This is a genomic window from Xanthomonas sp. WHRI 10204, from assembly GCF_040202875.1.
GTDB lineage: Bacteria > Pseudomonadota > Gammaproteobacteria > Xanthomonadales > Xanthomonadaceae > Xanthomonas.
The window spans coordinates 1,375,449-1,397,980 of sequence record NZ_JBEGDW010000001.1; the positions used below are offsets into that span (position 1 = coordinate 1,375,449).

Below are 22,532 nucleotides of genomic sequence, written 5' to 3' on the forward strand. Positions count from 1 at the left end.
TCAACGCTTCCCACCAAAAATACTGCCGAAAATCCCGCGCACGATCTGCTGCCCGATCTTGCTGCCGATGGTGCGCGATGTCTGTTTGGCCATCGTTTCCAACATGCCCTGGCGGCGACCGGTGCCGAACACCGCGTCCTTGACCGCTTTTCCGAAACCGCTGTCCTGGGTTTCTTCTTCCTCGCGGGTGCGTGCGGGCGGGGCGGCGGTCTGCGCGGCGACCTGTTCGACGCGGCGTGCCAACAGCTCGGCTGCCGATTCGCGGTTGATCGCGGTGTCGTAGCGCGTGCCCACCGGGCTAGCCGCGCGTACCTGCGCGCGTTCGGGTGCGCTGATGGCGCCCATGCGGCAGCGCGGCGGGGCGATCAGGGTTTGCTGCACCGGCGCGGGCACGCCCTTGCCTTGCAATGGCGACACCAGCGCCTCGCCGGTGCCCAGGCTGGAGATGGCGGCGGCCACATCGAGCTTGGGATTTGCCACGAAGGTCTGCGCCGCGGTCTTGACCGCTTTCTGGTCGCGCGGCGTGTAGGCACGCAGCGCATGCTGCACGCGGTTGCCGAGCTGACCAAGAATGTTGTCGGGAATGTCATCGGGAAACTGCGAGCAGAAATAGATGCCCACGCCCTTGGAGCGGATCAATCGCACCACCTGCTCGATGCGTTGCACCAGCGCCGCAGGCGCGTCTTCGAACAGCAAATGCGCCTCGTCGAAGACGAACACCAGCTTGGGCTGGTCCAGATCGCCCACTTCCGGCAGGCCTTCGAACAGTTCCGACAGCAGCCACAGCAGAAAGGTCGAATATAGCCGCGGCTTGAGCACCAACTGGTTGGCCGCCAGGATGCCGATTACTCCGCGTCCGTCTGGCGCGACGCGCATCAGCTCGGCCAGTTCCAGCGCCGGTTCGCCGAAGAACTGCTCGCCGCCGTCCTGCGACAGCCGCAGCAGCGCGCGCTGGATCGCGGCCACCGATTGCGCCGAGACCAACCCGTAACTGGTGGACAGCTCCTTGCGTTCTTCCACCACCAGCGCGAGCAGGGCACGCAGATCGTCCAGATCCAGCAGCAACAGGCCGCGGTCGTCGGCTAGCTTGAACACGATGTCCAGCACGCCGGATTGGGTGTCGTTGAGTTCCAGGATGCGGGCGAGCAGGGTCGGGCCCATTTCGCTCACCGTGGTGCGCACCGGGTGGCCGAGCTGCCCGTACAGGTCCCAGAACACCACCGGGCTGGCGGCCGGTGCGTAATCGGCGATGCCTACATCCGTGGCGCGCTGCAGCACGCCGGGCGCGCCGTCGCCGGCCACGGCCAGGCCGGCCACGTCGCCTTTCACATCGGCCAGGAACACTGGTACCCCCAAGCGCGAGAAGCCTTCGGCCAGGGTCATCAGGGTCACGGTCTTGCCGGTCCCGGTGGCACCGGCCACCAGACCATGGCGGTTGCCGAAGCGGCCTTCGAGCACGACCGGGATATCGTCGGTGACGCCTTTGCCGAGCAGGAACGAGGCCATTGGGCAGATCCGGTGAGGAAAGACCGGATTCTAGCGGGCAACGTTGCCGCACAAATCGGCGGGCGACGTATGAGTTCTGACAGTCAGGCTGTGCGGCGAGCCGGCGCCTGTCTCCAGCAAGGTCGACACCGTGCTCGCGGGTGCAAGACAACCGGCTCCGCCCGTTTTCAATGGATCGGGCAGGCGCGCCAAGCTAACGCGCCACTGACCTGCCGGCGGCGTCGCCTTGCCCCGGTGTCGTCCCGGCGGCTACCCTGCCTGCCTTTCCGCTGCACTGTCTCCGATGCCGCTCGCTCATTTTGGTTTGCGCCCATGGCCTGTCCTGGCTGTGGTGGCGCTGATGTCTGTCGTCCCCGCCGCCCACGCCATCTCCAAGCGCGACACGGAGAAGGCTGCCGTGCTCGATACACGCATGGCCGCGGCCGAAAAGCGCTACCGCGATGCGCTGGTGCTGGTGAACAACTCCGACCCGAAAGGCACCGCCGAAGGCGACGCCGCACTGGAGGACATGGAGGATGTCATCGACGCCTGCATCAAGCAGCGTGGCTGTCTGGTTGCCAATCAGCTGGCCACCTACAAGCGCCTGCTCAAGGCGCGTGCCGATGCCGAAGCGCCGGCTGCCGAAGACCCGGAAGACGACGACACCTTGCTGCAGGCCGACCCGGATCATCTCGGCCCGGCCGCCAATGGCGTGCCCGAGGCGGCACGTGCGGCCACCCTGCTCAACGACCAGCGCCACGAGTTCGACAAGATGGTGCAGTACAACCCGGCCGTGCAGGCCGGCATCCGTCGCTGGCTGACCGATATGCGCCCGGCGTTGATGACCAGCTACGACAACTACAGCAACCTGCGCGGCGTGATGTGGCCGGAATGGCAGAAACGCGGCCTGCCCGAGGCGTTGCTGTTCGGCATCATGGCCAAGGAATCCAACGGCAAGGTGCACGCCAATTCGCGCGCCGGTGCGGCCGGGCTGATGCAGTTCATGCCGGCCACCGGGCGGCGTTTCGGGCTGGGCCCGGACGGCAGCGGCTTCGACACGCGCTTTGATGCGCGCAGCGCCGCCGAAGCCAGCGCCGCCTATCTCAACGAGCGCATGGCCGGCCTCAACCGCAGCATCGAGCTGGCGTTGGCTGCCTATAACGGCGGCGAAGGGCGTGCCGCACGGGTGTTTTCGCAGACCGGCGGGCGTGGATTCTGGGAGCAGGACGTCTACAACCAGTTCCCGGCCGAAACCAAGGACTACGTGCCGATGGTGATCGCGGCGGCGTGGATCTTCCTGCACCCGCGCCAGTACGGCGTCGATTTCCCCAAGCTCGACGCGCAGCCGGCCACGCTCAAGCTCGCCAAGTCCACCACGATCTATGAGCTGACCATCTGCCTGGGCGGCATGGGCGTCCGCGAGGGCTACATGCGCGCGCTGCGCAACCTCAACCCGCGCTATGAACCCGATGGCTGGATTCCGGCCGGCACCGTCATCAACGCCACCAACCGCATCGCCAGCCTGTACACGCGTTACTGCGTGAATGGTCCACGTGCGGACCTGGCGCGCACCTTGATCACTGCCGATCTCAACAGCGCCATCGTGCGCAGCAGCGCAACCGAGTACACGCCGACCGTGGCGGTGGGCGATGTCAGCCCGATGGCTGGCGTGCCGACCACCGTGGCCACCGGCCAGCCGGCGGTCACCAAACCGAAGGCAAAGCAGGCGCGCAGCTACACCATCGCCAAAGGCGACACGCTCGGCCGCGTGGCGCAGAAGTACCAGTGCGAGATCAAGGAACTGGCCAAGGCCAATGGCCTGAAGGCACCGAGCTACGCACTCAAGCCAGGGCAGAGCATCAAGCTGGCAGGCTGCGACCGCTGAGTGTGAGGTGCTGCGATCGCAGATTGCAGCACATCACTTTGAGCGGCTGAAAAAACGTAGCGAGCAGTCGTCAGTTGGGTGTCGACGGGGCGCTCAGGAACAACGTGTACGCGTGGTGCATGCCGCACCGAGCATCGGCTGCGCCCGCCTGGCGGTGAGCGCAGTCGTTTTGTCAGCGGCGTTTAAGCAGGCGGCGCAGATGGCGCCATACCTGTCTGCGAGGAGGGCGGCGAGCCGCTGTCCTCGCTCCAGCGTGCCTTGAGGCCGTCCCACCATTGCGTCCACCGCGCACGCCAGCTCTGGCGCAACGCCTCGGGACCAAAGCGCTGCGCCTGCTGCTCTGCAAACTGCATCGCCTGCTGCATCACCGGCGAGCCGTTCTGCTTGATCGCCTGCCACATGAAACGGCTGAGGATGCGGGCGATGACCAGATTGGAATCCAGGTCGCCGCTCTCGGCTTCCACATGCAGGATCAAGGTCTGCAGTTCGGCGCGCACCTCCGGCGGCACGCCAGGATTTTCGCTGAGCCGTTTCAGACGGCGTAAGCCAGCCAGATAACGGTGCTCGGCCAGGTCCAGCCCGGCGCGTGCAAGTTCGCCCAGCCACGGTGCACGCACCGCCAGCGCAATCGCATCGACATGCAGCACCACGTTTTCCCAGCGTTTGTCCTGCATCGCGGCATAGGCCATCACCACGTGCAGCATCACCAAGGTGGCGAAGTCGCCCTCCGGATCGGCGCTGTTTTTCCACAGGCTGTCGCTGGACTGCTGCGCCAGTTGCGGCCATTGCTTACGTTCGTAGGCCACCGAGCGCAATGCGGTGGCGATGATGCGCCCCTGCGGAGCGCAATCGCGCTCCAGCAGGTCGGCCTCGGCGATCGCCGGCAGCAGTTTGTTCGCCGATAGCGCCGTGTAGGACAGCATGGCGTGCAGCATGCAGATGTCGTCGGCGGTCAACGGGGCGGGCGGGGTCTCCAGCAGGGCACCGCCGCGTTGATACGCCGCAAATGCGATCGGTAAGCCCTGCTCACTGAAGTGCCGGTAGCCACGGTATTGCAGGCCACCGCGCAGGTCGTCCAACTGTTGTTGCTCGCTCTTGTGGCCGCAGCCGGTCGCTGCCGTGAGCAGCGCGATCGCCAGCGGCCAGCGCAACATCCGTGTTGTCATCGAAGATCCTGAAGGTCGCCGATATCCGGCGGCTGGAAGTGCAGGTGAAAGAGCGAGTGCAGCGTGCGCTGGCTGTTTCTAGCGATGCAACGTGCTTTGAAAGAATGCGGTGACGACAACCAACAACCAACAACCAACAACAACGCGACCGGCCGCGTCGCTGCGCCCCAGCCCACTAGCGCCTGCCTCCAGCCGCAGCGACGTTTCTACAGCCAATCCACCGGTAAGCATGGCCACACCAAGTGGCAGCAACACGATCAGCGTCGAGCCGCGCCTCAATCAAATGCAGCATCCGAATGCTGTCCGCTTTGCCTCGCGTCAACCCACCTGGCGACGTGCCAGTGCCTGCCCAAGACGCACTGACGTTTCAGCAGCAAGTGCGCCATCGAGCTTGGCCACACCCGGTGGCAGCAGCACGATCACCGTCGAGCCGTAATTGAAGCGCGCCATCTCTGCAAAGCGCTCCAAGACGATTCCCTTGCCACGGTAATCCTTGCGCGTGATGCGGTCGCCATAGCGTGGAATCTCCACACCGCTCCACACCGTTTCCACGCCGGACACCAGCAGCGCACCCACCATCACCGAGGCCATCGGGCCGAACTCGGTGTCGAAGTGGCACACCAGGCGCTCGTTGCGGGCAAACAACCGCGGCACGTTGCGCACCGCATCCGGGCCCACGCTGAACAGGCGGCCGGGCACATGCACGGTTTCGCGCAGGGTGCCGGTCCACGGCATGTGGACGCGGTGGTAGTCCTTGGGCGACAGATACACCGTTGCGAACAGGCCGTCGTTGAACGGCGCGGCCGCTGCCGCGTCGCCGAGCAATTCGGCTGCGGTGAACGACTGGCCCTTGGCCTGGAAGATACGCCCGTTCTCGATCGGGCCGAGCTGGCTGATACGGCCATCGGCCGGCATCAACACGGTTGCCGGGTCGGCATCGGGCACACGTGCGCCCGGCTTCAAGGCGCGGGTAAAGAACGCATTGAAGGTGGGGTACGCGCGCGGGTCCGGTTCCTTCGCTTCGCTCAGGTCTACCCCGAACTTGCGCGTCACCGTGTCGATCAACCATTGCTTGGTCGAAGGCGTGTCCGAGTACGCCAGCGCGCGCGCCATGGAGGACAGCAACCGATGCGGCAGCACGTAGGTCAGGGAAGTGACGAAACTCACGGAGCGGTTACCTTGGTCAGCTGTTGGAGGTCGGCGGCAATCGCCTTGGGGTCGAGCGGCGGACGGATCAGGCCGGTCAGGCGGCCTTGCGGGTCGAGCACTGCGATGCCGGCCGAGTGATCCATGCTGTAGTCGTTGAGGTTCTGATCGAAGTTCTTGCCCGGCACCTTCTGGAATACCAAGCCCAGCGCGGTGGCAAAGCGTTCCAGCGCCGGCACGTCTGCGGTGGCCGCCAGCGTGTCCTTGTGGAAGGCGTGGGCGTACTCGCCCAGCCGCGCAGGCGGGTCGCGCTGCGGGTCCACCGACACGAACAACACGCGCGGGCGCAGCCCGTCGGGGATGCTTTCCCACTGCTGCTGCGCCACCGCCAGATCGGTCAGCGTGGTCGGGCAGACATCCGGGCAGAAGGTGAACCCCAAAAACACCAGCGACCAATGCCCTTTCAGTTCGCCAGACACCAGCTGGGTGCCATCGGACTGGCGCAGGCTGAACTGCGGCAAGGGGCGCGGCTGCGGGTAAAAAGTGATGGTCTGGGTGGGCGGCCAGGGCGAGCGGGGCGTCCCGCCGAAGAACTTCTGGCCCAGCAACAACCCAAGACCGGCGGCCAGCGCCACCAGTAGCACGATGCCGGTATTGCGATTGAACATGGCGGTTTCCAGTGCAACGGACGCTCATGATACCGATCCGACCTCTATAATCGTGGGCCGATTCCTTTTTAGTTGTTGCCATGACTGCCGCCGCGGCCGACGAACTGCACACCATCATCGACCTGATCCGCTACGGCACCAGCCGTTTCAACGAAGCCGGTCTCACCTTCGGTCACAGCTACGACAACGCGCTGGACGAAGCCACCCAGCTGGTGCTGCATAGCCTGCATCTGCCGCACGACCTGGGCCCGGCGTATGGCCAGGCACGTCTGCTGCGCGACGAAAAAGAACGCGTGCTGGGCCTGTTAGAGCGCCGCATCACCGAGCGCGTGCCGGCGGCCTATCTGACCGGCGAAGCCTGGTTTGCCGGCCTGAGTTTCAAGAGCGACGCGCGCGCCCTGGTGCCACGCTCGCCGATCGCCGAATTGATCGAAGCCGGCTTCGAGCCCTGGCTGGGCGGTCGCGAAGTCACCCGCGCGCTGGACCTGTGCACCGGCTCGGGCTGCATCGCCATCGCCATGGGCCACTACAACCCGCATTGGGAGGTGGATGGCGTGGACATCAGCGACGACGCGCTGGCGCTGGCTGCTGAAAATAAGGCACGCCTGCATGCCGACAACGTCAGCTTGCTCACGTCCGACCTGTTCACCGGGCTGGCTGGCCGTCAGTACGATCTGATCGTCACCAATCCGCCGTACGTCACCAACGACGAAACCGACGCACTGCCGCAGGAGTACTCCTACGAGCCGGAGCTGGGCTTGCGTGCCGGCGACGATGGCCTGGACCTGGTGCTGAAGATCCTGCGCGATGCGCCGCAGCACCTGAGCGAAGACGGCCTGTTGATCTGCGAAGTGGGCGAGTCCGAGCAGCACCTGATCAAGCTGCTGCCGGAAGTGGACCTGGCCTGGGTCGAGTTCAAGGTTGGGCAGATGGGCATCTTTGCGGTGGAATGCCGCGAGTTGATTGCGCACAGCGCGCGCATCACCGAGTTGGCCGGTGCGCGCTAAGGCGCCCGTATCCCGTCCACAGCTGATCGATATCGTGCTGCTGGCGCCGGTGTCCGTCTTCGGGGCGGCCATTCCGTTCGCTTTGGTCGACGTGGTATTGCAGTTGTTCGACCCGATGTACGGCGGTCCGACCGCGCAGGGCTGGTGGAGCGTCGCAGCGCAGATCGGCTTCGGGTCGATCGCGTTCTTCGGCTTGGTATCGGCCTGGATCGTGGCGGCCAGCTCGGATGCGGCATTGCGTGCGCATCGGCGCCGCAGCGTGGGCGTGGCGCTTGGTTTGCTGGGTGGGGTCGGCACGGCGCTGTATCTGCTCGCCGAGTGGCTGCTCAGTGGGCGGTTCGCGCTGGACCTGTTTCTGGTGGTGGTCGGCAGTGTGTTGGCCGTGGCACCGATGCTGGTAGCGGCACGGCATCTGCCGCGCATCGTGCGCGCGCTGCCACCTGCTGCAATGTTGAGAGGATGCCGTTATGGGCAGTAACAGTTTCGGCCGCCTGTTGACGGTCACCACCTTCGGCGAATCGCACGGGCCGGCGATCGGCTGCGTTGTCGATGGCTGCCCTCCGGGCCTGGAACTGGCGCCGGAAGAGTTCACCCTGGACCTGCAACGCCGTGCCAGCGGCAAGAGCCGGCATACCTCGGCACGCCGCGAAGCCGACGAGATCGAGATCCTGTCCGGCGTGTACGAAGGCCGCACCACCGGCACGCCGATCGGGCTGCTGATCCGCAACACCGATCAGCGCAGCAAGGACTACAGCAACATCGCCCAGCAGTTCCGTCCCGGCCACGCGGACTACAGCTACTGGCAGAAATACGGCATCCGCGACCCACGCGGCGGCGGGCGCTCGTCCGCGCGCGAAACCACCATGCGCGTGGCTGCGGGCGTCATCGCCAAGAAGTGGCTCAAGCAGCGCTACGGCGTGTTGGTACGCGGATATCTGTCGCAGCTGGGCGAGATCCGTCCGACCGGTTTCGACTGGAATGCGGTCGAAGACAACCCGTTCTTCTGGCCGCACGCCGAGCAGGTGCCGGAGCTGGAAACCTATATGGATGCGCTGCGCAAGTCCGGCGATTCGGTCGGTGCGCGTGTGGACGTGGTGGCCGGCGGCGTGCCGCCAGGCTGGGGCGAGCCGATCTACGGCAAGCTCGATGCCGAGCTGGCTGCCGCGATGATGAGCATCAACGCAGTCAAGGGCGTGGAGATCGGCGACGGGTTTGCCAGTGCCGCGCAAAAGGGCACCGAACACCGCGACCTGATCACCCCGGAAGGCTTCCTCAGCAATCATGCCGGCGGCATTCTGGGCGGCATTTCCACCGGCCAGGCGGTGACCGCGTCGATGGTGCTCAAGCCGACGTCCAGCCTGCGCCTGCCCGGTGCAACCGTGGACGCAGACGGCACGGTCGTGGATGTGATCACCACCGGTCGGCACGACCCATGCGTGGGCATCCGCGCCACTCCGATCGCCGAAGCGATGATGGCCTTGGTGCTGATGGATCAGGCGCTGCGTCATCGCGCGCAATGCGGTGATGTCGGCGAGATCTCGCCGCGCATCCCCGGTCAGATCGATGTCTGAAACGATGCGCCCCAGGGTGTGGGTCAGCCAGCCGTTGTTCGACGACGTTGTCGAACAGCTGAGCGCGCATTTTGCGCTGACCACCACTACGGGCGTCACCGCGTATTCGTCGCAGCAGCTGGCCGCGCATCTGGCCGGCGTCGATGGCGCACTGATCACGCTCAACGAGCGCGTGGGTGCGTCCGAAATCGCATCGGCCCCGCAGCTGCGCGCCATCGCCAATGTCGGTGTGGGCTACAACAATCTGGAGATCGACGCGCTGAGCGCGGCCGGCATCCTGGCCAGCAACACGCCCGACGTGTTGACCGAAACCACCGCCGACCTGGGCTTTGCGTTGTTGATGGCCGCCGCGCGCCGTATCACCGAGGCCGAGCGCTGGTTGCGCGACGGGCAATGGGGGCAGTGGTCGTTCAAGACCATGCTCGGTGCCGATATCCACGGCAGCACGCTCGGTATCCTGGGCATGGGCCGGATCGGGCAGGGCATTGCACGCCGCGGCGCGCACGGCTTCGGCATGCGCGTGCTGTATCACAACCGTAGTCAGTTGCCGGCGCACACCGAGCAGGACCTCAACGCACACTACGTCGACCTCGACAGCTTGCTGGCGCAGTCCGATCACCTAGTGCTGGTGCTGCCCTACGGCAGGCAGTCGCATCACATCATCGACGCTGCCGCGCTGGCCAAGATGCGGCCCACCGCCACGCTGGTGAACATCGCGCGCGGCGGTATCGTCGATGAGCTCGCGCTGGCCGATGCGTTGGCCAATGGGCGTCTTGCCGGTGCCGGCCTGGATGTCTACGAAGGCGAGCCCGCGGTGCGCCCGGAACTGCTGGCGCTGCACAACGTGGTGCTCACCCCGCATATCGGCAGTGCCAGCCTGGCCACACGCCGTGCCATGGTGCAGCTGGCGGTGGACAACCTGATTGCCGCGCTTGGCCATGGCCCCAACGCCGGGCATCCGCCGAGCGCGCTCAATGCTGATGCGATCGCAGCCGCCAAACGCGGCGGTACGATCGTGGACGCCAGCAAAACCGGCGCGACCAAACGATAGGGAACCTCCACAGCCAGCGTTGGAGGTTCCCCGAATCCACGCGCAGCGCGTTCCCCTCTTCACTCTTTCGATAAAGACATTCTCATGAGCAACGAAAACCGTCGTTTCAATGTCGCGGTCGTGGGCGCCACCGGCGCTGTCGGCGAAACCATGCTGAGCATCCTGGCCGAGCGCAACTTTCCGGTCGCCAACTTGTACGCGCTGGCCTCGGCGCGCTCGGCCGGTGGGCAGGTCGAGTTCAATGGCGGCAAGGTCGACGTGCTGGATCTGGCCGACTTCGACCCGACCGGCGTGGACATCGCGCTGTTCTCCGCAGGCGGCAGCGTGTCCAAGGAATACGGCCCCAAGTTCGCCGCTGCCGGCGCGGTGGTGATCGATAATTCCTCCGCGTTCCGCTACGACGACGACGTGCCGCTGGTGGTGTCGGAAGTCAATCCCGAAGCGCTCAAGCTGCGCCCGCGCGGCATCATCGCCAATCCCAATTGCTCGACCATGCAGATGCTGGTGGCGCTGGGCCCGATTCACCGCAAGTACGGCATCGAGCGCATCAACGTGGCGACCTACCAGTCGGTGTCCGGCGGCGGCCGCTCGGCGATGGAAGAACTGGGCAAGCAGACCAGCGAGCTGTTGAGCTTCCAGCAAATCGACCCGCAGCGCTTCCCGGTGCAGATCGCTTTCAATCTGATCCCGCACATCGACGACTTCCAGGACAACGGTTACACCAAGGAAGAGATGAAGCTGGTCTGGGAGACCCGCAAGATCCTGGGTGACGAGAACATCCAGGTGAATCCCACCGCGGTGCGCGTGCCGGTGTTTTTCGGCCACTCCGAAGCTGTCGCCATCGAGACCCGCGAGAAGATCACCGTCGAAGCCGCGCGCGCGCTGCTGGAAGCCTCGCCGGGCGTGGAAGTGGTGGACGAGCACAAGGCAGGTGGCTACCCGACGCCGGTGACGCATGCCTCGGGCAAGGATGCGGTGTTCGTCGGCCGTATTCGCGAGGACTTATCGCACCCGCGTGGTCTCAATCTGTGGATCGTCTCCGACAATATCCGCAAGGGCGCCGCACTCAACGCCGTGCAGCTGGCCGAACTGGTCGCACAGGAAGATTGATCCATTGTCATGTAGGAGCGCACCTGGGCGCGAGGGCTGTCCCGGTGACGGCGCATCGCGCCCAGGTGCGCTCCTACACGAGCTGGTGGGTTTTGGCCGTCACCGATCTATCGCGGCGGTAACGAAGTGTCCTGCGTAGAGGGACACTTGTACGGGGCATGCATTCCCTGCAGCTACCTTCGAAGCAACGCACTTGACCGGTCTGGTCACACAGGAAAACCGATCCACCTGCCGTGTAGGAGCGCGCCTGAGCGCGAGGGCTGTCCCCGTGACGGTTCATCGCGCCCAGGTGCGCTCCTACACGAGCTGGTGGGTTGAAGCTTTTGACGACCTGGTGCGGGGGTAAGAAAGTGCCTGTCGTAAGAAGGCGCTCGCATGTGACATGCATTGGCGGCGAAGACTGATCGCACTTCACTTCACTGCACAGCACTGCGCCTTCGAATGAAGCCCGAGGTTGGCCCAACTCGTGAAGGTCCGGCCGCGATCGATCTCTGCACAAGCCGATATCGATCAAGGCAGCAGTCGAAGCTGCTGCTCTCTGCGCGCACCCCGCAGCAGCCGCAGCAGGTCTTCTTCCTTCTTATGTGATGGGCTGATCGGTCTACCGATTCACCGCCCGCAGCTGCGCATCTGCACCGATGTCGCATTGCGGCATCGCAAGTGCGGCGCATGCGCGAGGCACGAACGACTTTTTCGCTCATTCAGCGGCTATATTGATGCCCATGAAACATAGGGGCAGGGGCGCGATGCGTCCGATACAAGGGATAGGTGCGTTGCTGCTGATGGCGTGCAGCGGCGCCGGCATGGCGTTGGGCTTGGGCGATATCCGGGTGCTGTCCAAACCCGGGCAACCGTTGGTGGCCGAGATTCCGGTCATTTCCAACGAGCCGGGCGAGCTCGACAACGCACGTGTGGCGCTGGCATCGGCAACCACCTTTGCGCGCGTCGGTCTGGAGCGGCCGCAGGGTCTGGTCAGCAGCCTGCAGTTCCAGTTCGCGCAGGACGCGCGCGGGCGTGCGGTGATCCGCGTGACCAGCAGTCAGCCGGTGGACCAGCCTGCGATCAATTTTTTGATCGAAGTGGAGTGGAGCCAGGGCCGTCTGGTGCGCGAATATGCTGCGTTGGTCGATGCGCCCAACACCGCTGCCGCGATTGCCGAACCGGCCATCGACGCGCCGCGTGCCGGCGCCAGCAACACGATTGCACGCGAGCCGGCGGCGGCTCCGGCGGTGGAGCGCACTGACCGGGACGCTGGCGCTGCAGCTGCGCCAACGCGTGCCGCCGCAACCGCGCCCGCTGCCACGCAGGCCGGTGATGCATTGCCGGCTGTGCGCTCGGGCCAGACCTTGTCGGAAATTGCAGCGGGCCTGGCACGCTCCAGCGGACATTCGCTGGATCAGACCATGCTGGCGTTGCTGCGGACCAATCCGGACGCTTTCGTCAACGGCAACATCAATCGCTTGAAACAGGGCGCCGTGTTGCGCACGCCGCAAGAAGACGCGTTGGCGCAGGTCGGTGCGGCCGAAGCGGCGGTGATGGTGCGCGAGCAGGCCGCCCAGTGGCGGCAGGCGCGCTCGGCCATTCCGCAGCCGGCCGATGCCGGTGCCGCTGCAGCGACGCCTGCCCCGGCCGCACCAGCGGCATCCACCGCGGCCGGTGCCGGCGCGCGGCTCGAAATCGCCCCGGCAGTGGCGAGTCAGACCAACACCGCCGGCGCTACGTCCGGCACCAGTGCCGAAGGCGAGGGCGAGATGGCGGCCAACCAACAGTTGCAACAGGCCAAGGAAGACATCGCCACCCGCGATGCGGAATTGCAGGACCTGCGCTCGCGCGTGGCCGATCTGGAAAAGCTCAAGCAGCAACAGCAAGCCTTGATCGCCATGAAGGACACCGACCTGGCGGCCGCGCAGAAGCGTCTGGCCGATGCGCCGCAGGCCACCCCGCAGGGCGGCGGCTTTCCGCTGTGGTTGATCGGAGGTCTGGTGTTGATCGTGGCGGCCGTGATCGCGTGGCTGGCGGCGCGTCGCCGCAAACCCTCGCCGCTGCCGCCGTTGCCGCGCCGCCAGTTCGACTTCGCACCGCCCCTGGCTCCAGTGGAGACCGCCGAGCAGCAGGACGACCCGCAGGCCACCGAGCCCAGCGAGCACGATGTGCTGCACGAAACCGAATTCGAACAGGCCAACCTGCGCGAGGACGAGCGCGCCCAGGACACGCAAACGCCGCTGTCGGACGTGTTGCGTCGCGAACCGCTGCTATCCGAACCGGTGGCTGTGGCTCCAGTGATCAACAGCGATGAATGGCGTGCGCTGCGCGCATCCCCGCCGGCGCCGGCGCCGGTGGCGGAGCCCGAGCCCGAAGCGACCTATCAGGAACCTGAGGTTGCTCAGGACTCTGATGTATCCTCGCCACAGATCGAGCCGGAGTACGCCCTTGGTGAGCGCCCACCGGCGCCAGCGGCTGCCTCTGTCCAGGACGGCTTCGACTTCAATCACATGCTGCAACATCCCGACGACGTCGAGCAGGCCCCGGTCGTCCCGGTGGGGGTGCCTAACGCGGTGAGTCATAGGGAATTCGCCTCGGCCGGGCGCGATCGCCTGGAATTGGCGGTGGCCTACATGGACCTGGGCGACAAGGACACCGCACGCGGTCTGTTGCTCGAAGTCGCTGCCACCGGCGACGACGCCACCCGCGCCGAAGCGGCCCAGTTGCTGGAGCGGCTGACGTGAGTCCGGCCATGGATAGCGTCACGGTGCGCGAGCGGCGGATCGATTACGTGGAGTTCGCCTCCATCGATCCCGACGCCAGCCGGGCCTTCTTCGAGACCGTGTTCGGCTGGCAGTTTCAGGCCTATGGCCCGGACTACCTGGCCTTCAACGACGGCCGTCTGGACGGGGGCTTTTATCGCACCACGGTGCCCGCCCCGGCAGAAGGTGGCCCGTTGGTGGTGCTGTATGCCGACGACCTGGCACCGATGCTGGAGCGCGTGCGCGCGGCAGGCGGCGAGATCGTCAAGCCGGTGTTCGGCTTTCCCGGTGGCAGCCGATTTCATTTCCGCGAGCCCGGCGGCAGCACGCTGGCGGTCTGGTCCGAGCGCGCCGCGGCTTGACGCCAGTCGACGACGACGGCGTGTCACCGGCAAACGCTGTTGGCGAGTGGCCGGCTGTACCATGCACCGGCAGCATCCGTCGCGCGCTGTCGGCGTCATTGCTCGACTGCTCGCTTGGCGGTTCGCAACATGTGATGCAGACGCCTCACCGATTCAATCAATAGGCAGGTACCGATGCGTTACGCGCTGGGCGTGGAGTACGACGGCAGCGAGTTTCAGGGCTGGCAGCAGTTGGGCGAGCACGGTGGGCCGAGTGTGCAGGCCAGCGTGCAGGCGGCGTTGTCGTCGGTTGCCGACGCGCCGATCCAGGTGGTGTGCGCGGGGCGCACCGATGCCGGCGTCCATGGCGAATGCCAGGTGGTGCATTTCGACAGCGACGCGCGGCGCGAACTGCGTGGCTGGATGCTGGGCACCACCGCGCGGCTGCCGCCGTCGATCGCGGTGCGCTGGTGCGTGCCGGCCGCCGATGACTTCCATGCGCGTTTTTCCGCGCGTGCGCGCCGCTATCGCTACCGCCTGCTGAATCGTCAGATCCGTCCGGCGCTGTATCGACAGACGCTGAGCTGGGAGCGTCGGCCGCTCGATGCCGATGCCATGCATGCCGCCGCGCAGGCGCTGTTGGGCGAAAACGACTTCAGCGCCTTCCGTAGCGTGCAGTGCCAGGCCCTGCATGCGCGCCGCAACCTGCAGGCCATCACCGTGCAGCGCATCGGTGAGGTGGTGGAGGTGCAGGTACAGGCCAATGCATTCCTTCATCACATGGTGCGGAATATTGTTGGCTCGCTGATTTTGATCGGAACCGGCGAGCAACCGACCGACTGGATCGCGACGTTGCTCGCTGGGCGCGACCGCACGGTTGCCGGGCCAACAGCGCCGCCACAAGGCCTGGTGTTTATCGGGCCTCTGTATCCTGCAGAGTGGCATCTGCCTGCCGAGGTGACCCAATGAATCGATCGCTGTACCGCACCCGTATCAAGTTCTGTGGCATGACCCGCGCCGGAGACATCCGACTGGCCGGGGAGCTGGGTGTGGACGCGGTGGGTTTCATCTTCGCGCACGGCAGCCCGCGCCGCGTGGCGCCGGCCGAAGCGCGCGCGATGCGCCAGGCCACCGCGCCGATGGTCGATGTGGTGGCCCTGTTCCGCAACAACTCCAAGGAAGAAGTCCGCGAGGTGGTGCGCACCGTGCGGCCGACCCTGCTGCAGTTCCACGGCGAGGAAGACGACGCGTTCTGCCGCAGCTTCAATCTGCCCTACCTCAAGGCCGTGCCGATGGGCAGCGCCGGGGTGAACGGCGAAGACGCCAACGCGCGTACCTTGCAGTTGGCCTTTCCCAATTCGGCCGGTTTCCTGTTCGACAGCCATGCGCCTGGCGCAGGCGGCGGTACCGGCAAGACCTTCGACTGGTCGCGCCTACCCACCGGGCTGCATCGCCCGTTTCTGCTCGCCGGCGGCATCACGGCCGATAATGTGTTCGATGCGATCGTGGCGACGTTGCCGTGGGGCGTAGATGTGTCCAGTGGCGTGGAGCTGGCGCCCGGCATCAAGGACGGCCACAAGATGCGCAAGTTCGTGGAAGAAGTGCGGCGGGCCGATTGCCACGAGATGTCGTAGGTTGGGATTGGTGAGTTGGGATTGGGGATTGGTAAGAGCGGGTTTGCTGCGGTGGTGTGATTGGTTGTGGACGGCTGCTTGTGGCTCGTGGTTGCTAATGGCGAGCGGTCGCGCGCAGTCGTTCGGTCATTCGTCACCTGGCCGTCTGCTCAGACTCTTTGAACCCTGCAAATCCCTTGAGCAGGCGCGCTCGTCTTGTAACGCGCGCAGCCGGCTTCAGTGCAGCTGATAAAGCTGCTGCGCTCACCGTGGGGCGGGCGCGTTCGCTGCTCGTTGTGGCATCGAGTACGCGTGCCCTCCGGTTCCAAGCGTGCCGTCCACACCCATTCCCACGACTCCTCGTTACGGTTTGTTAGCCGCGCTTGAGCGCTGCTTGGCTAGGCGAATTCGCGATGGAAGCTCAGGCTCCACCCGTACTCGGCGTCGTTGGCGTGAACTGATCCTTGGCCAATGCCTCGCCTAACCAGGCGGCAAGGCGTTCGATGCGTGGGTCCGGGTTGCGCCTGGCGGCGCACAGCACCCAGCGCCCGCGTGTGGCGGTGAATCCCCACGGTGCCAACAGCCGGCCAGCCGCCAGATCTGCGGCAACCAGCGGGTGCGGGGCGATGGCGATGCCCAGGCCGGCGGCGGCAGCTTCCAGCAGGTACACCAGATGCTCGAACTCGGTGCCGAAGTGCAGCGCGTCGGGCGCCACGCCATGCGCCTGTGCCCACTCCGGCCAGGCTTGCGGTCGCGAACGTGTTTGCAGCAGGCGGTGATCGCGCAGGGCGGCCGGAGGTTCTCCGTCGATCTGCAACGCGCTTGCCAGCTGCGGACTCAGCACCGGGCCGATCCATTCCACGCCCAGCTCGTGCACCTGCCATTCGCCGGGCCACGGCGGGGTGTCCAACAGCAAGGCGGCGTCCAGGCCGTCCAGATCCGGGCCGGGAGGTTGTTCGTTGGCCGACAGGTGCAGGCGCAGGTCGGGCAGGTCGCGCTGCAGCAGGCCGAGCCGCGGAATTACCCAGCGCGCCAGCAGGCTGCCGGAGCAGCCCAGCACCAGCGGTGCCTCGCTGGCCGGGCGTTGCAATGCGGCCCAGGTATCGGCGATCAGCGCGAAGCCTTCGCCGGTGGCATCGCGCAGGCGGGCGCCGGCAGCCGTCAGCACCAGGCCGCGGCCCTGGCGGGCGAACAACGCCGCGCCCAGCGCCTGTTCCAGCGAGCGGACGTGGCGGCTGATGGCGCCATGGGTGACGTGCAGTTCCTGCGCGGCGCGGCTGACGCTTTGCAGGCGTGCGGCGGCCTCGAAGGCGCGCAACGCCGCCAGCGGTGGAAGCACGGTGCTCATGTGTGAGTCCAGATCACAGGTTGCGGCAATCTTATCGATTTATCGCATTGCCTGGCTGCGGTAAGGTGGCGGCTTCGCGTATGACCGCATCGCTGCAGAGGATCTCCATGTCGGCCCAGCCCATCAGTGACTTTTACGCCTATCCCGACGCTGCCGGTCATTTCGGCAAGTTCGGTGGCCGGTTTGTCGCCGAAACCTTGATCGGCCCGCTGCAGGAACTCTCTGCCGCCTACGATCAGGCGCGTCAGGACCCGGCGTTCATCGCCGAATACGACAAGGACCTCAAGCACTACGTCGGCCGGCCCAGCCCGATCTATCACGCCGAGCGGCTCAGTCGCGAAGTGGGCGGGGCGCAAATCCTGCTCAAGCGCGAAGACCTGAACCATACCGGCGCGCACAAGATCAACAACACCATCGGCCAGGCCCTGTTGGCCAGCCGCATGGGCAAGACCCGGATCATCGCCGAGACCGGCGCCGGCCAGCATGGCGTGGCCAGTGCCACGGTGGCGGCACGGCTGGGCCTGGAGTGCGTGGTCTACATGGGCGCCACCGACATCGAACGGCAGAAGATCAACGTCTACCGGATGCAGCTGCTGGGCGCGAAGGTGGTTCCGGTGACCTCCGGCTCGGCCACGCTCAAGGATGCGCTCAACGAAGCGATGCGCGACTGGGTCACCAATGTGCGCGATACCTTCTACATCATCGGCACGGTGGCCGGCCCGGACCCGTATCCGCGCATGGTGCGCGACTTCAACGCGATCGTGGGCCGCGAAGCACGTGAGCAGATGCTGCAGGACTACGGCCGCCTGCCGGATGCGATCAGCGCCTGCGTCGGTGGCGGCAGCAATGCCATCGGCCTGTTCCACGCCTTCCTCAACGATCCGGGCGTCAAGATCTACGGCGCCGAAGCCGCCGGCGACGGCATCGCCACCGGCCGCCATGCCGCGTCCATCGCTGCCGGACGCCCCGGCGTGCTGCACGGCAACCGCACTTACGTGATCTGCGACGACGACGGCCAGATCACCGAAACCCATTCGATCTCCGCGGGCCTGGATTACCCCGGCGTCGGCCCCGAGCACGCGTTCCTGTCCGACAGTGGGCGCGCCGTGTATCAGGGCATCACCGACGACGAGGCGATGGCGGCCTTCCATCTGCTGGCACACACCGAGGGCATTCTTGCGGCGCTGGAATCCAGCCACGCAGTGGCGCAGTCGATCAAGCTGGCGCGCGAGATGCCCAAGGACGCGCTGATCCTGTGCAACCTGTCCGGGCGTGGCGACAAGGACGTGCACACCATCGCCGCGCGCGAGGGCATGGTGCTGTGATCGCAGCGCAGATGCGCACGCTGGGCGGTGGTGTGGCACTGCTGTGCATGTCTGCGCTGGCCTGTGCTGCGGCATCTGCCGCCGTGCTGGACCGCAGCGGTGAGGTACGTGTTGGCCAGCGCTTCAGTGAGCTGGAACCACGCGCGCGCTGGGCACCGCTCAACGTGGGGCCGCTGGGACATTGCGGCTATGTGGAAGCCGGGCTGTTGCCCAACGGCGTGGCGATGATGGTCGAAGCCGATCGCATCGTCCGTTTCGACGTTACCGACCCCGGCCCGGTGGGCCCGTTCGGTATCCGCGTTGGCGACAGCGAAGCGGACGCGCGTGCGCGCCTGCCATCGGGCTACAGCGTCCAACCGCATAAATACGGCTGCGACGGCGGCAACGATCTTTATCTGACGTGGCGCGACCCGCAAGGCGGGTTCGCCGTTCGCTATGAAACCGGAGAAGGCACTGTGACATCGATGTATTGGGGACGCTGGGACGCCGTGCAACTGGTGGAGGGCTGCGCATGAGCCGTGCGCCAGACCGTATCGCTGCGCGTTTTGACGCCCTGCGTCAGGCCGGCCGCAAGGCACTGATTCCCTTCATCACCGCCGGCGACCCGTCGCTGGAAGCCACCGTGCCGGTGATGCACGCGCTGGTGCGCGCCGGTGCCGACGTGATCGAACTGGGCGTTCCGTTTTCCGATCCAATGGCCGATGGCCCCACCATCCAGCGCAGCTCCGAGCGCGCGCTGGGGCGTGGCGCCGGCCTGGCCTACGTGCTGGAAGCGGTGCACGAATTCCGCCGCGAAGACGCCACCACCCCGGTGGTGCTGATGGGCTACCTCAACCCGATTGAAATCCACGGCACGCGCCGCTTCGCCGAAGCCGCCGTCGCTGCCGGTGTGGACGGCCTGCTGCTGGTCGATCTGCCTCCCGAAGAAGCGGCAGAAACCCGCGAAATCTTCACCGAGGTCGGGCTGGCGCTGATCGCGTTGGCGTCGCCGACCACCAGCGAGCAACGCCTGGACATGCTGTGCAGCACCGCGCAGGGGTATCTGTACTACGTCAGCTTTGCCGGCGTGACCGGTGCGTCGAACCTGCTCGATACCCATGCCGCCAGCGATCGCTTGCGCCAGTTGCGCCAGCGCGCCGGCGCACCAGTGGTGGCAGGATTCGGCATCAAGGATGCTGCCAGTGCCGCCGCGATGGCGGTCGATGCCGATGGTGTCGTGGTCGGCAGCGCCCTGGTCGCGGCCCTGGCCGAAGCCGAAGATGTGCGCAGCGCCCGCGAATGCGCCGAAGCCTTCCTGGCCCCGCTGCGGCAGGCGCTGGATCAGGCGCAGTGAGGCACCTGCGCAGCAGGCCCGGTTAGCGCTCGCTGCGTGGGAAAGGCGGTGCGGCGTCAATCCCTCTCTTGCGGCAAGGGGAGGGGGTGGACGTCAAGCGGTGCGAGGCTGTGTTAGCGGACGTTGCGTCAAATACCAGCCCGCAGCGCGGCGCCCAACAGCCATCTCCAGCAAGCCCCGCCAGAACCCCGGCCATCCGTCACTACCCCACGCGCTGCACCAGCCTGGGGCGCTGCGTTAGACTGTCGCCCCTCTGCGGCCCGCATCGCCGCCCTGCATGGATTGTCATAAACGCATGAGTTGGCTCAGCAAATTGATGCCCTCCGGCATCCGCACCGAGAACACCCCGGCCAAGAAGCGCAGCGTTCCCGAGGGGCTGTGGGAAAAGTGCAGCAACTGCGGCAGCGCGCTGTACGGCCCGGAGCTTGAGGAGAACCTGGAGGTGTGTCCGAAGTGTGACCACCACATGGCCATTCGCGCCCGCGCGCGCCTGAACTCGCTGTTTGACCCGGAAACCGCGACCACCGAAATCGCCGCCCAGCTGAGTCCGGTCGACGTGCTCAAGTTCAAGGACCAGAAGCGCTACGGCGAACGCATCAAGGCCAGTCAAAAGGCAAGCGGCGAGTACGACGCGCTGATCGCCATGCGCGGCACCCTCAAGGGCAACCCGCTGGTCGCCGCCGCCTTCGATTTTCCCTTCATGGGCGGCTCGATGGGCTCGGTGGTCGGCGAGCGCTTTGCGCGTGCGGCCGAAGTGGCACTGGAAGTGGGCTGCCCGTTCGTGTGCTTCTCCGCCAGTGGCGGCGCGCGCATGCAGGAAGGCCTGTTTTCGCTGATGCAGATGGCCAAGACCTCCGCAGCGCTCGGTCGCCTGCGCGAAGCCGGCTTGCCGTACATCTCGGTGCTGACCCATCCCACCACCGGTGGCGTGTCGGCGTCGTTCGCGATGCTGGGCGATATCAACATCGCCGAGCCGCATGCATTGATCGGCTTCGCCGGCCCGCGCGTGATCGAACAGACCGTGCGCGAAACCTTGCCGGAAGGCTTTCAGCGTTCGGAATTCCTGCTCGATCACGGCGCCATCGACCAGATCTGCGACCGTCGCGAGATGCGCGACCGCATCGCCGACCTGACCGCGATGATGATGCGTCAAGCGCGTCCGCAGGAGGCGGTGGCGTGAGGGTGGCACTGATGAACACGGGGCCCGGGACTCAGGGCCGGGGCCTCGAAAACGCTGTGCTCGCTCGCATGGCATTTTGCGATTGCGACGGTTCTTCCCAGGTTCCAGGGTCACGGTCCCTGGTCTCGGCCCTCAAGGTCCAGACCCTGTGAGCACCCGCAAATACTTCGGCACCGACGGCATCCGCGGTCGGGTTGGGCAGGGCGTCATTTCTGCCGATTTCGTGCTGCGTCTGGGCAATGCGCTCGGGCGCGTGCTGACGCAAGGGCGCAGCAAGCGTCCGTTGGTGTTGATCGGCAAGGACACCCGTATTTCCGGCTACATGTTCGAAGCGGCGCTGGAAGCCGGCCTGGTCGCTGCAGGCGCCGATGTGCAGATGATCGGCCCGATGCCGACGCCCGCCATCGCGTTCTTGACCAGCACCTTGCGCGCCGATGCGGGCGTGGTCATCAGCGCGTCGCACAACCCGCATTATGACAACGGCATCAAGTTCTTCTCCGCCGAGGGCGAAAAGCTCGATGACGCCACCGAAGCGGCGATCGAAGCCGCGCTGGACGAGCCGTTCCACACCGTGGAATCCGAGCGCCTGGGCAAGGCGATTCGCACCCGCGATGCGATCGGCCGTTACATCGAATTCTGCAAGGCCAGCGTGGCGCGCGGCTTCACTCTGCAGGGCCTGAAAATGGTGCTGGATTGCGCGCACGGTGCCACGTATCACATCGCGCCGATGCTGTTCCGCGAGCTGGGTGCCGATGTGGTGGTGATCGGTGCGGCGCCGGACGGGCTCAACATCAATGATGGCGTTGGCTCGACGCATATCGACAATCTTGCCGCCAAGGTGCGCGAGAGCGGCGCGCATTTGGGCATCGCCTTCGATGGCGATGGCGATCGCGTGCTGATGGCCGACGACCAGGGCAACCCGGTCGATGGCGACGATCTGCTGTATCTCCTGGCCCGCTCGTGGCAGGCCAGCGGCCGGCTCACCGGCACCGTGGTCGGCACCTTGATGACCAATTACGGCCTGGAGCCGGCACTGGCCGCGCTGGGGATTCCGTTTCAGCGCGCAAAGGTGGGCGACCGCTACGTGCATCAGGCGCTGGTCGAAGGCGGCGGCACGCTGGGCGGAGAGACCTCCGGCCATTTGCTGTGCCTGGACCGCGCCAGCACCGGCGACGGCATCGTCAGCGCACTGCAGGTGCTCGAAGCGCTGGGCCGTGATGGGCACAGCCTTCGTCAAGCGCTGAGCGGCCTGGCCAAGGTGCCGCAAAAGACCGTGAATGTGCGTCTGGAGGGCGGAGCGGCCAAGGCCATCGTCGAAGCGCCCGGCGTGCAGCAGGCGCTGCAGCAGGCGCAAGCCGCCGTGCAAGGCCGCGGACGTGCGTTCTTGCGTCCGTCCGGCACCGAGCCGGTGGTGCGCGTGACCGTGGAAGCCGACGACGCCGGCCTGATGCAGGACACGCTCGACCGGCTCTCCGGAGCGGTGCGTGACGCGGCGTGAGTCGCTGATCATTGGCGTTTGCGTGGTCTTCGCCAAGGCCGCAACGTTCTATGTGTTGTAT

General features: G+C 66.1%; 20 protein-coding genes and 1 other RNA gene. 15 read left to right on the top strand and 6 right to left on the bottom strand.

All coding sequences use genetic code 11. From position 1 onward, the window contains the following. A complete protein-coding gene (locus ABQZ00_RS05960) occupies positions 1-1,506 on the bottom strand; it encodes a helicase HerA-like domain-containing protein (protein ID WP_323537354.1) in 1,506 nt (501 codons plus the stop codon). A gap of 283 nt (positions 1,507-1,789) precedes the next feature. Here ABQZ00_RS05960 and ABQZ00_RS05965 point away from each other — a divergent pair, with 283 nt between their 5' ends. Continuing rightward, positions 1,790-3,370, top strand: a complete 1,581-nt coding sequence (locus ABQZ00_RS05965; RefSeq protein ID WP_323537353.1) for a transglycosylase SLT domain-containing protein — start codon at positions 1,790-1,792, stop codon at positions 3,368-3,370. Between the two features lie 44 nt (positions 3,371-3,414). Here ABQZ00_RS05965 and ABQZ00_RS05970 read toward each other — a convergent pair. From ABQZ00_RS05970 to ABQZ00_RS05985, 4 genes are all read right to left on the bottom strand, one after another. After that, positions 3,415-3,491: non-coding RNA, sX9 sRNA (locus ABQZ00_RS05970), on the bottom strand. A gap of 61 nt (positions 3,492-3,552) precedes the next feature. Then, complete coding sequence (locus tag ABQZ00_RS05975) at positions 3,553-4,536, bottom strand: hypothetical protein (RefSeq protein WP_323537352.1); 984 nt, start codon at positions 4,534-4,536, stop codon at positions 3,553-3,555. A gap of 318 nt (positions 4,537-4,854) precedes the next feature. Next, a complete protein-coding gene (gene asd / locus ABQZ00_RS05980) occupies positions 4,855-5,703 on the bottom strand; it encodes an archaetidylserine decarboxylase (RefSeq protein ID WP_323537351.1) in 849 nt (282 codons plus the stop codon). Then, positions 5,700-6,350 (bottom strand): SCO family protein, encoded by a 651-nt coding sequence (locus tag ABQZ00_RS05985; RefSeq protein ID WP_323537350.1) that lies wholly within the window; start codon positions 6,348-6,350, stop codon positions 5,700-5,702. Before ABQZ00_RS05985 ends, asd begins: the two co-directional genes overlap by 4 nt. An 80-nt stretch (positions 6,351-6,430) precedes the next feature. On the opposite strand from ABQZ00_RS05985, the gene prmB reads away from it, so the two are divergent. The 9 genes from prmB to ABQZ00_RS06030 all read left to right on the top strand — a co-directional run bounded on the left by prmB (position 6,431) and on the right by ABQZ00_RS06030 (position 15,808). Then, a complete protein-coding gene (gene prmB, locus ABQZ00_RS05990) occupies positions 6,431-7,357 on the top strand; it encodes a 50S ribosomal protein L3 N(5)-glutamine methyltransferase (RefSeq protein ID WP_323537349.1) in 927 nt (308 codons plus the stop codon). Beyond that, complete coding sequence (locus tag ABQZ00_RS05995; RefSeq protein WP_323537348.1) at positions 7,347-7,835, top strand: hypothetical protein; 489 nt, start codon at positions 7,347-7,349, stop codon at positions 7,833-7,835. The genes prmB and ABQZ00_RS05995 overlap by 11 nt, the downstream gene beginning before the upstream one ends. Next, positions 7,825-8,928 (top strand): chorismate synthase, encoded by a 1,104-nt coding sequence (gene aroC / locus ABQZ00_RS06000; protein ID WP_055850032.1) that lies wholly within the window; start codon positions 7,825-7,827, stop codon positions 8,926-8,928. Before ABQZ00_RS05995 ends, aroC begins: the two co-directional genes overlap by 11 nt. Further along, positions 8,921-9,979: a 2-hydroxyacid dehydrogenase gene (locus ABQZ00_RS06005; protein WP_323537347.1), complete on the top strand. Its 1,059-nt coding sequence runs from the start codon at positions 8,921-8,923 to the stop codon at positions 9,977-9,979. The genes aroC and ABQZ00_RS06005 overlap by 8 nt, the downstream gene beginning before the upstream one ends. A gap of 84 nt (positions 9,980-10,063) precedes the next feature. After that, a complete protein-coding gene (locus tag ABQZ00_RS06010) occupies positions 10,064-11,089 on the top strand; it encodes an aspartate-semialdehyde dehydrogenase (protein ID WP_323537346.1) in 1,026 nt (341 codons plus the stop codon). 746 nt (positions 11,090-11,835) lie between these two features. After that, positions 11,836-13,815 (top strand): motility hub landmark protein FimV, encoded by a 1,980-nt coding sequence (locus tag ABQZ00_RS06015; protein ID WP_323537345.1) that lies wholly within the window; start codon positions 11,836-11,838, stop codon positions 13,813-13,815. Positions 13,816-13,823: 8 nt separating this feature from the next. Then, positions 13,824-14,195, top strand: coding sequence for a VOC family protein (locus tag ABQZ00_RS06020; protein ID WP_193552494.1), 372 nt, complete (start codon positions 13,824-13,826; stop codon positions 14,193-14,195). A 174-nt stretch (positions 14,196-14,369) separates the two neighbouring features. Beyond that, the gene (gene truA / locus ABQZ00_RS06025; protein ID WP_055850044.1) at positions 14,370-15,143 is read left to right on the top strand and encodes a tRNA pseudouridine(38-40) synthase TruA; all 774 of its coding nucleotides are present in this window, start codon (positions 14,370-14,372) and stop codon (positions 15,141-15,143) included. Next, a complete protein-coding gene (locus tag ABQZ00_RS06030; protein WP_055850047.1) occupies positions 15,140-15,808 on the top strand; it encodes a phosphoribosylanthranilate isomerase in 669 nt (222 codons plus the stop codon). The genes truA and ABQZ00_RS06030 overlap by 4 nt, the downstream gene beginning before the upstream one ends. A 400-nt stretch (positions 15,809-16,208) precedes the next feature. Here the strand turns inward: ABQZ00_RS06030 and ABQZ00_RS06035 are convergent, their stop codons facing one another. Then, complete coding sequence (locus ABQZ00_RS06035) at positions 16,209-17,135, bottom strand: LysR family transcriptional regulator (protein WP_323537344.1); 927 nt, start codon at positions 17,133-17,135, stop codon at positions 16,209-16,211. A 107-nt stretch (positions 17,136-17,242) separates the two neighbouring features. Between ABQZ00_RS06035 and trpB the strand changes: the two genes are divergently transcribed. The 5 genes from trpB (at position 17,243) to glmM (ending at position 22,471) form a co-directional block, all read left to right on the top strand. Further along, positions 17,243-18,460: a tryptophan synthase subunit beta gene (gene trpB, locus ABQZ00_RS06040; RefSeq protein WP_055850419.1), complete on the top strand. Its 1,218-nt coding sequence runs from the start codon at positions 17,243-17,245 to the stop codon at positions 18,458-18,460. An 11-nt stretch (positions 18,461-18,471) separates the two neighbouring features. Continuing rightward, a complete protein-coding gene (locus ABQZ00_RS06045; RefSeq protein WP_503064244.1) occupies positions 18,472-18,975 on the top strand; it encodes a hypothetical protein in 504 nt (167 codons plus the stop codon). Then, positions 18,972-19,793: a tryptophan synthase subunit alpha gene (gene trpA, locus ABQZ00_RS06050; protein WP_323514937.1), complete on the top strand. Its 822-nt coding sequence runs from the start codon at positions 18,972-18,974 to the stop codon at positions 19,791-19,793. The genes ABQZ00_RS06045 and trpA overlap by 4 nt, the downstream gene beginning before the upstream one ends. 295 nt (positions 19,794-20,088) lie before the next feature. Then, positions 20,089-20,973, top strand: a complete 885-nt coding sequence (accD, locus tag ABQZ00_RS06055) for an acetyl-CoA carboxylase, carboxyltransferase subunit beta (RefSeq protein ID WP_104615893.1) — start codon at positions 20,089-20,091, stop codon at positions 20,971-20,973. A gap of 148 nt (positions 20,974-21,121) precedes the next feature. Then, positions 21,122-22,471 carry a phosphoglucosamine mutase gene (gene glmM / locus ABQZ00_RS06060; protein ID WP_323537342.1) on the top strand — a complete coding sequence of 450 codons (1,350 nt, stop codon included), beginning with the start codon at positions 21,122-21,124 and terminating at the stop codon, positions 22,469-22,471. Positions 22,472-22,532: the final 61 nt, after the last annotated feature.

Bases quoted from the DNA above. Each gene is read 5' to 3' on its own strand.
- ABQZ00_RS06045 (WP_503064244.1), top strand. From the start codon at position 18,472: ATGCGCACGCTGGGCGGTGGTGTGGCACTGCTGTGCATGTCTGCGCTG.
- ABQZ00_RS06005 (WP_323537347.1), top strand. From the start codon at position 8,921: ATGTCTGAAACGATGCGCCCCAGGGTGTGGGTCAGCCAGCCGTTGTTC.
- ABQZ00_RS06020 (WP_193552494.1), top strand. From the start codon at position 13,824: ATGGATAGCGTCACGGTGCGCGAGCGGCGGATCGATTACGTGGAGTTC.
- ABQZ00_RS05985 (WP_323537350.1), bottom strand. From the start codon at position 6,350: ATGTTCAATCGCAATACCGGCATCGTGCTACTGGTGGCGCTGGCCGCC.
- accD (WP_104615893.1), top strand. From the start codon at position 20,089: ATGAGTTGGCTCAGCAAATTGATGCCCTCCGGCATCCGCACCGAGAAC.
- aroC (WP_055850032.1), top strand. From the start codon at position 7,825: ATGGGCAGTAACAGTTTCGGCCGCCTGTTGACGGTCACCACCTTCGGC.
- trpA (WP_323514937.1), top strand. From the start codon at position 18,972: ATGAGCCGTGCGCCAGACCGTATCGCTGCGCGTTTTGACGCCCTGCGT.
- truA (WP_055850044.1), top strand. From the start codon at position 14,370: ATGCGTTACGCGCTGGGCGTGGAGTACGACGGCAGCGAGTTTCAGGGC.
- ABQZ00_RS06030 (WP_055850047.1), top strand. From the start codon at position 15,140: ATGAATCGATCGCTGTACCGCACCCGTATCAAGTTCTGTGGCATGACC.
- ABQZ00_RS06035 (WP_323537344.1), bottom strand. From the start codon at position 17,135: ATGAGCACCGTGCTTCCACCGCTGGCGGCGTTGCGCGCCTTCGAGGCC.
- ABQZ00_RS06010 (WP_323537346.1), top strand. From the start codon at position 10,064: ATGAGCAACGAAAACCGTCGTTTCAATGTCGCGGTCGTGGGCGCCACC.
- ABQZ00_RS05975 (WP_323537352.1), bottom strand. From the start codon at position 4,536: ATGACAACACGGATGTTGCGCTGGCCGCTGGCGATCGCGCTGCTCACG.
- ABQZ00_RS05960 (WP_323537354.1), bottom strand. From the start codon at position 1,506: ATGGCCTCGTTCCTGCTCGGCAAAGGCGTCACCGACGATATCCCGGTC.
- ABQZ00_RS06015 (WP_323537345.1), top strand. From the start codon at position 11,836: ATGCGTCCGATACAAGGGATAGGTGCGTTGCTGCTGATGGCGTGCAGC.
- trpB (WP_055850419.1), top strand. From the start codon at position 17,243: ATGTCGGCCCAGCCCATCAGTGACTTTTACGCCTATCCCGACGCTGCC.
- prmB (WP_323537349.1), top strand. From the start codon at position 6,431: ATGACTGCCGCCGCGGCCGACGAACTGCACACCATCATCGACCTGATC.
- ABQZ00_RS05965 (WP_323537353.1), top strand. From the start codon at position 1,790: ATGCCGCTCGCTCATTTTGGTTTGCGCCCATGGCCTGTCCTGGCTGTG.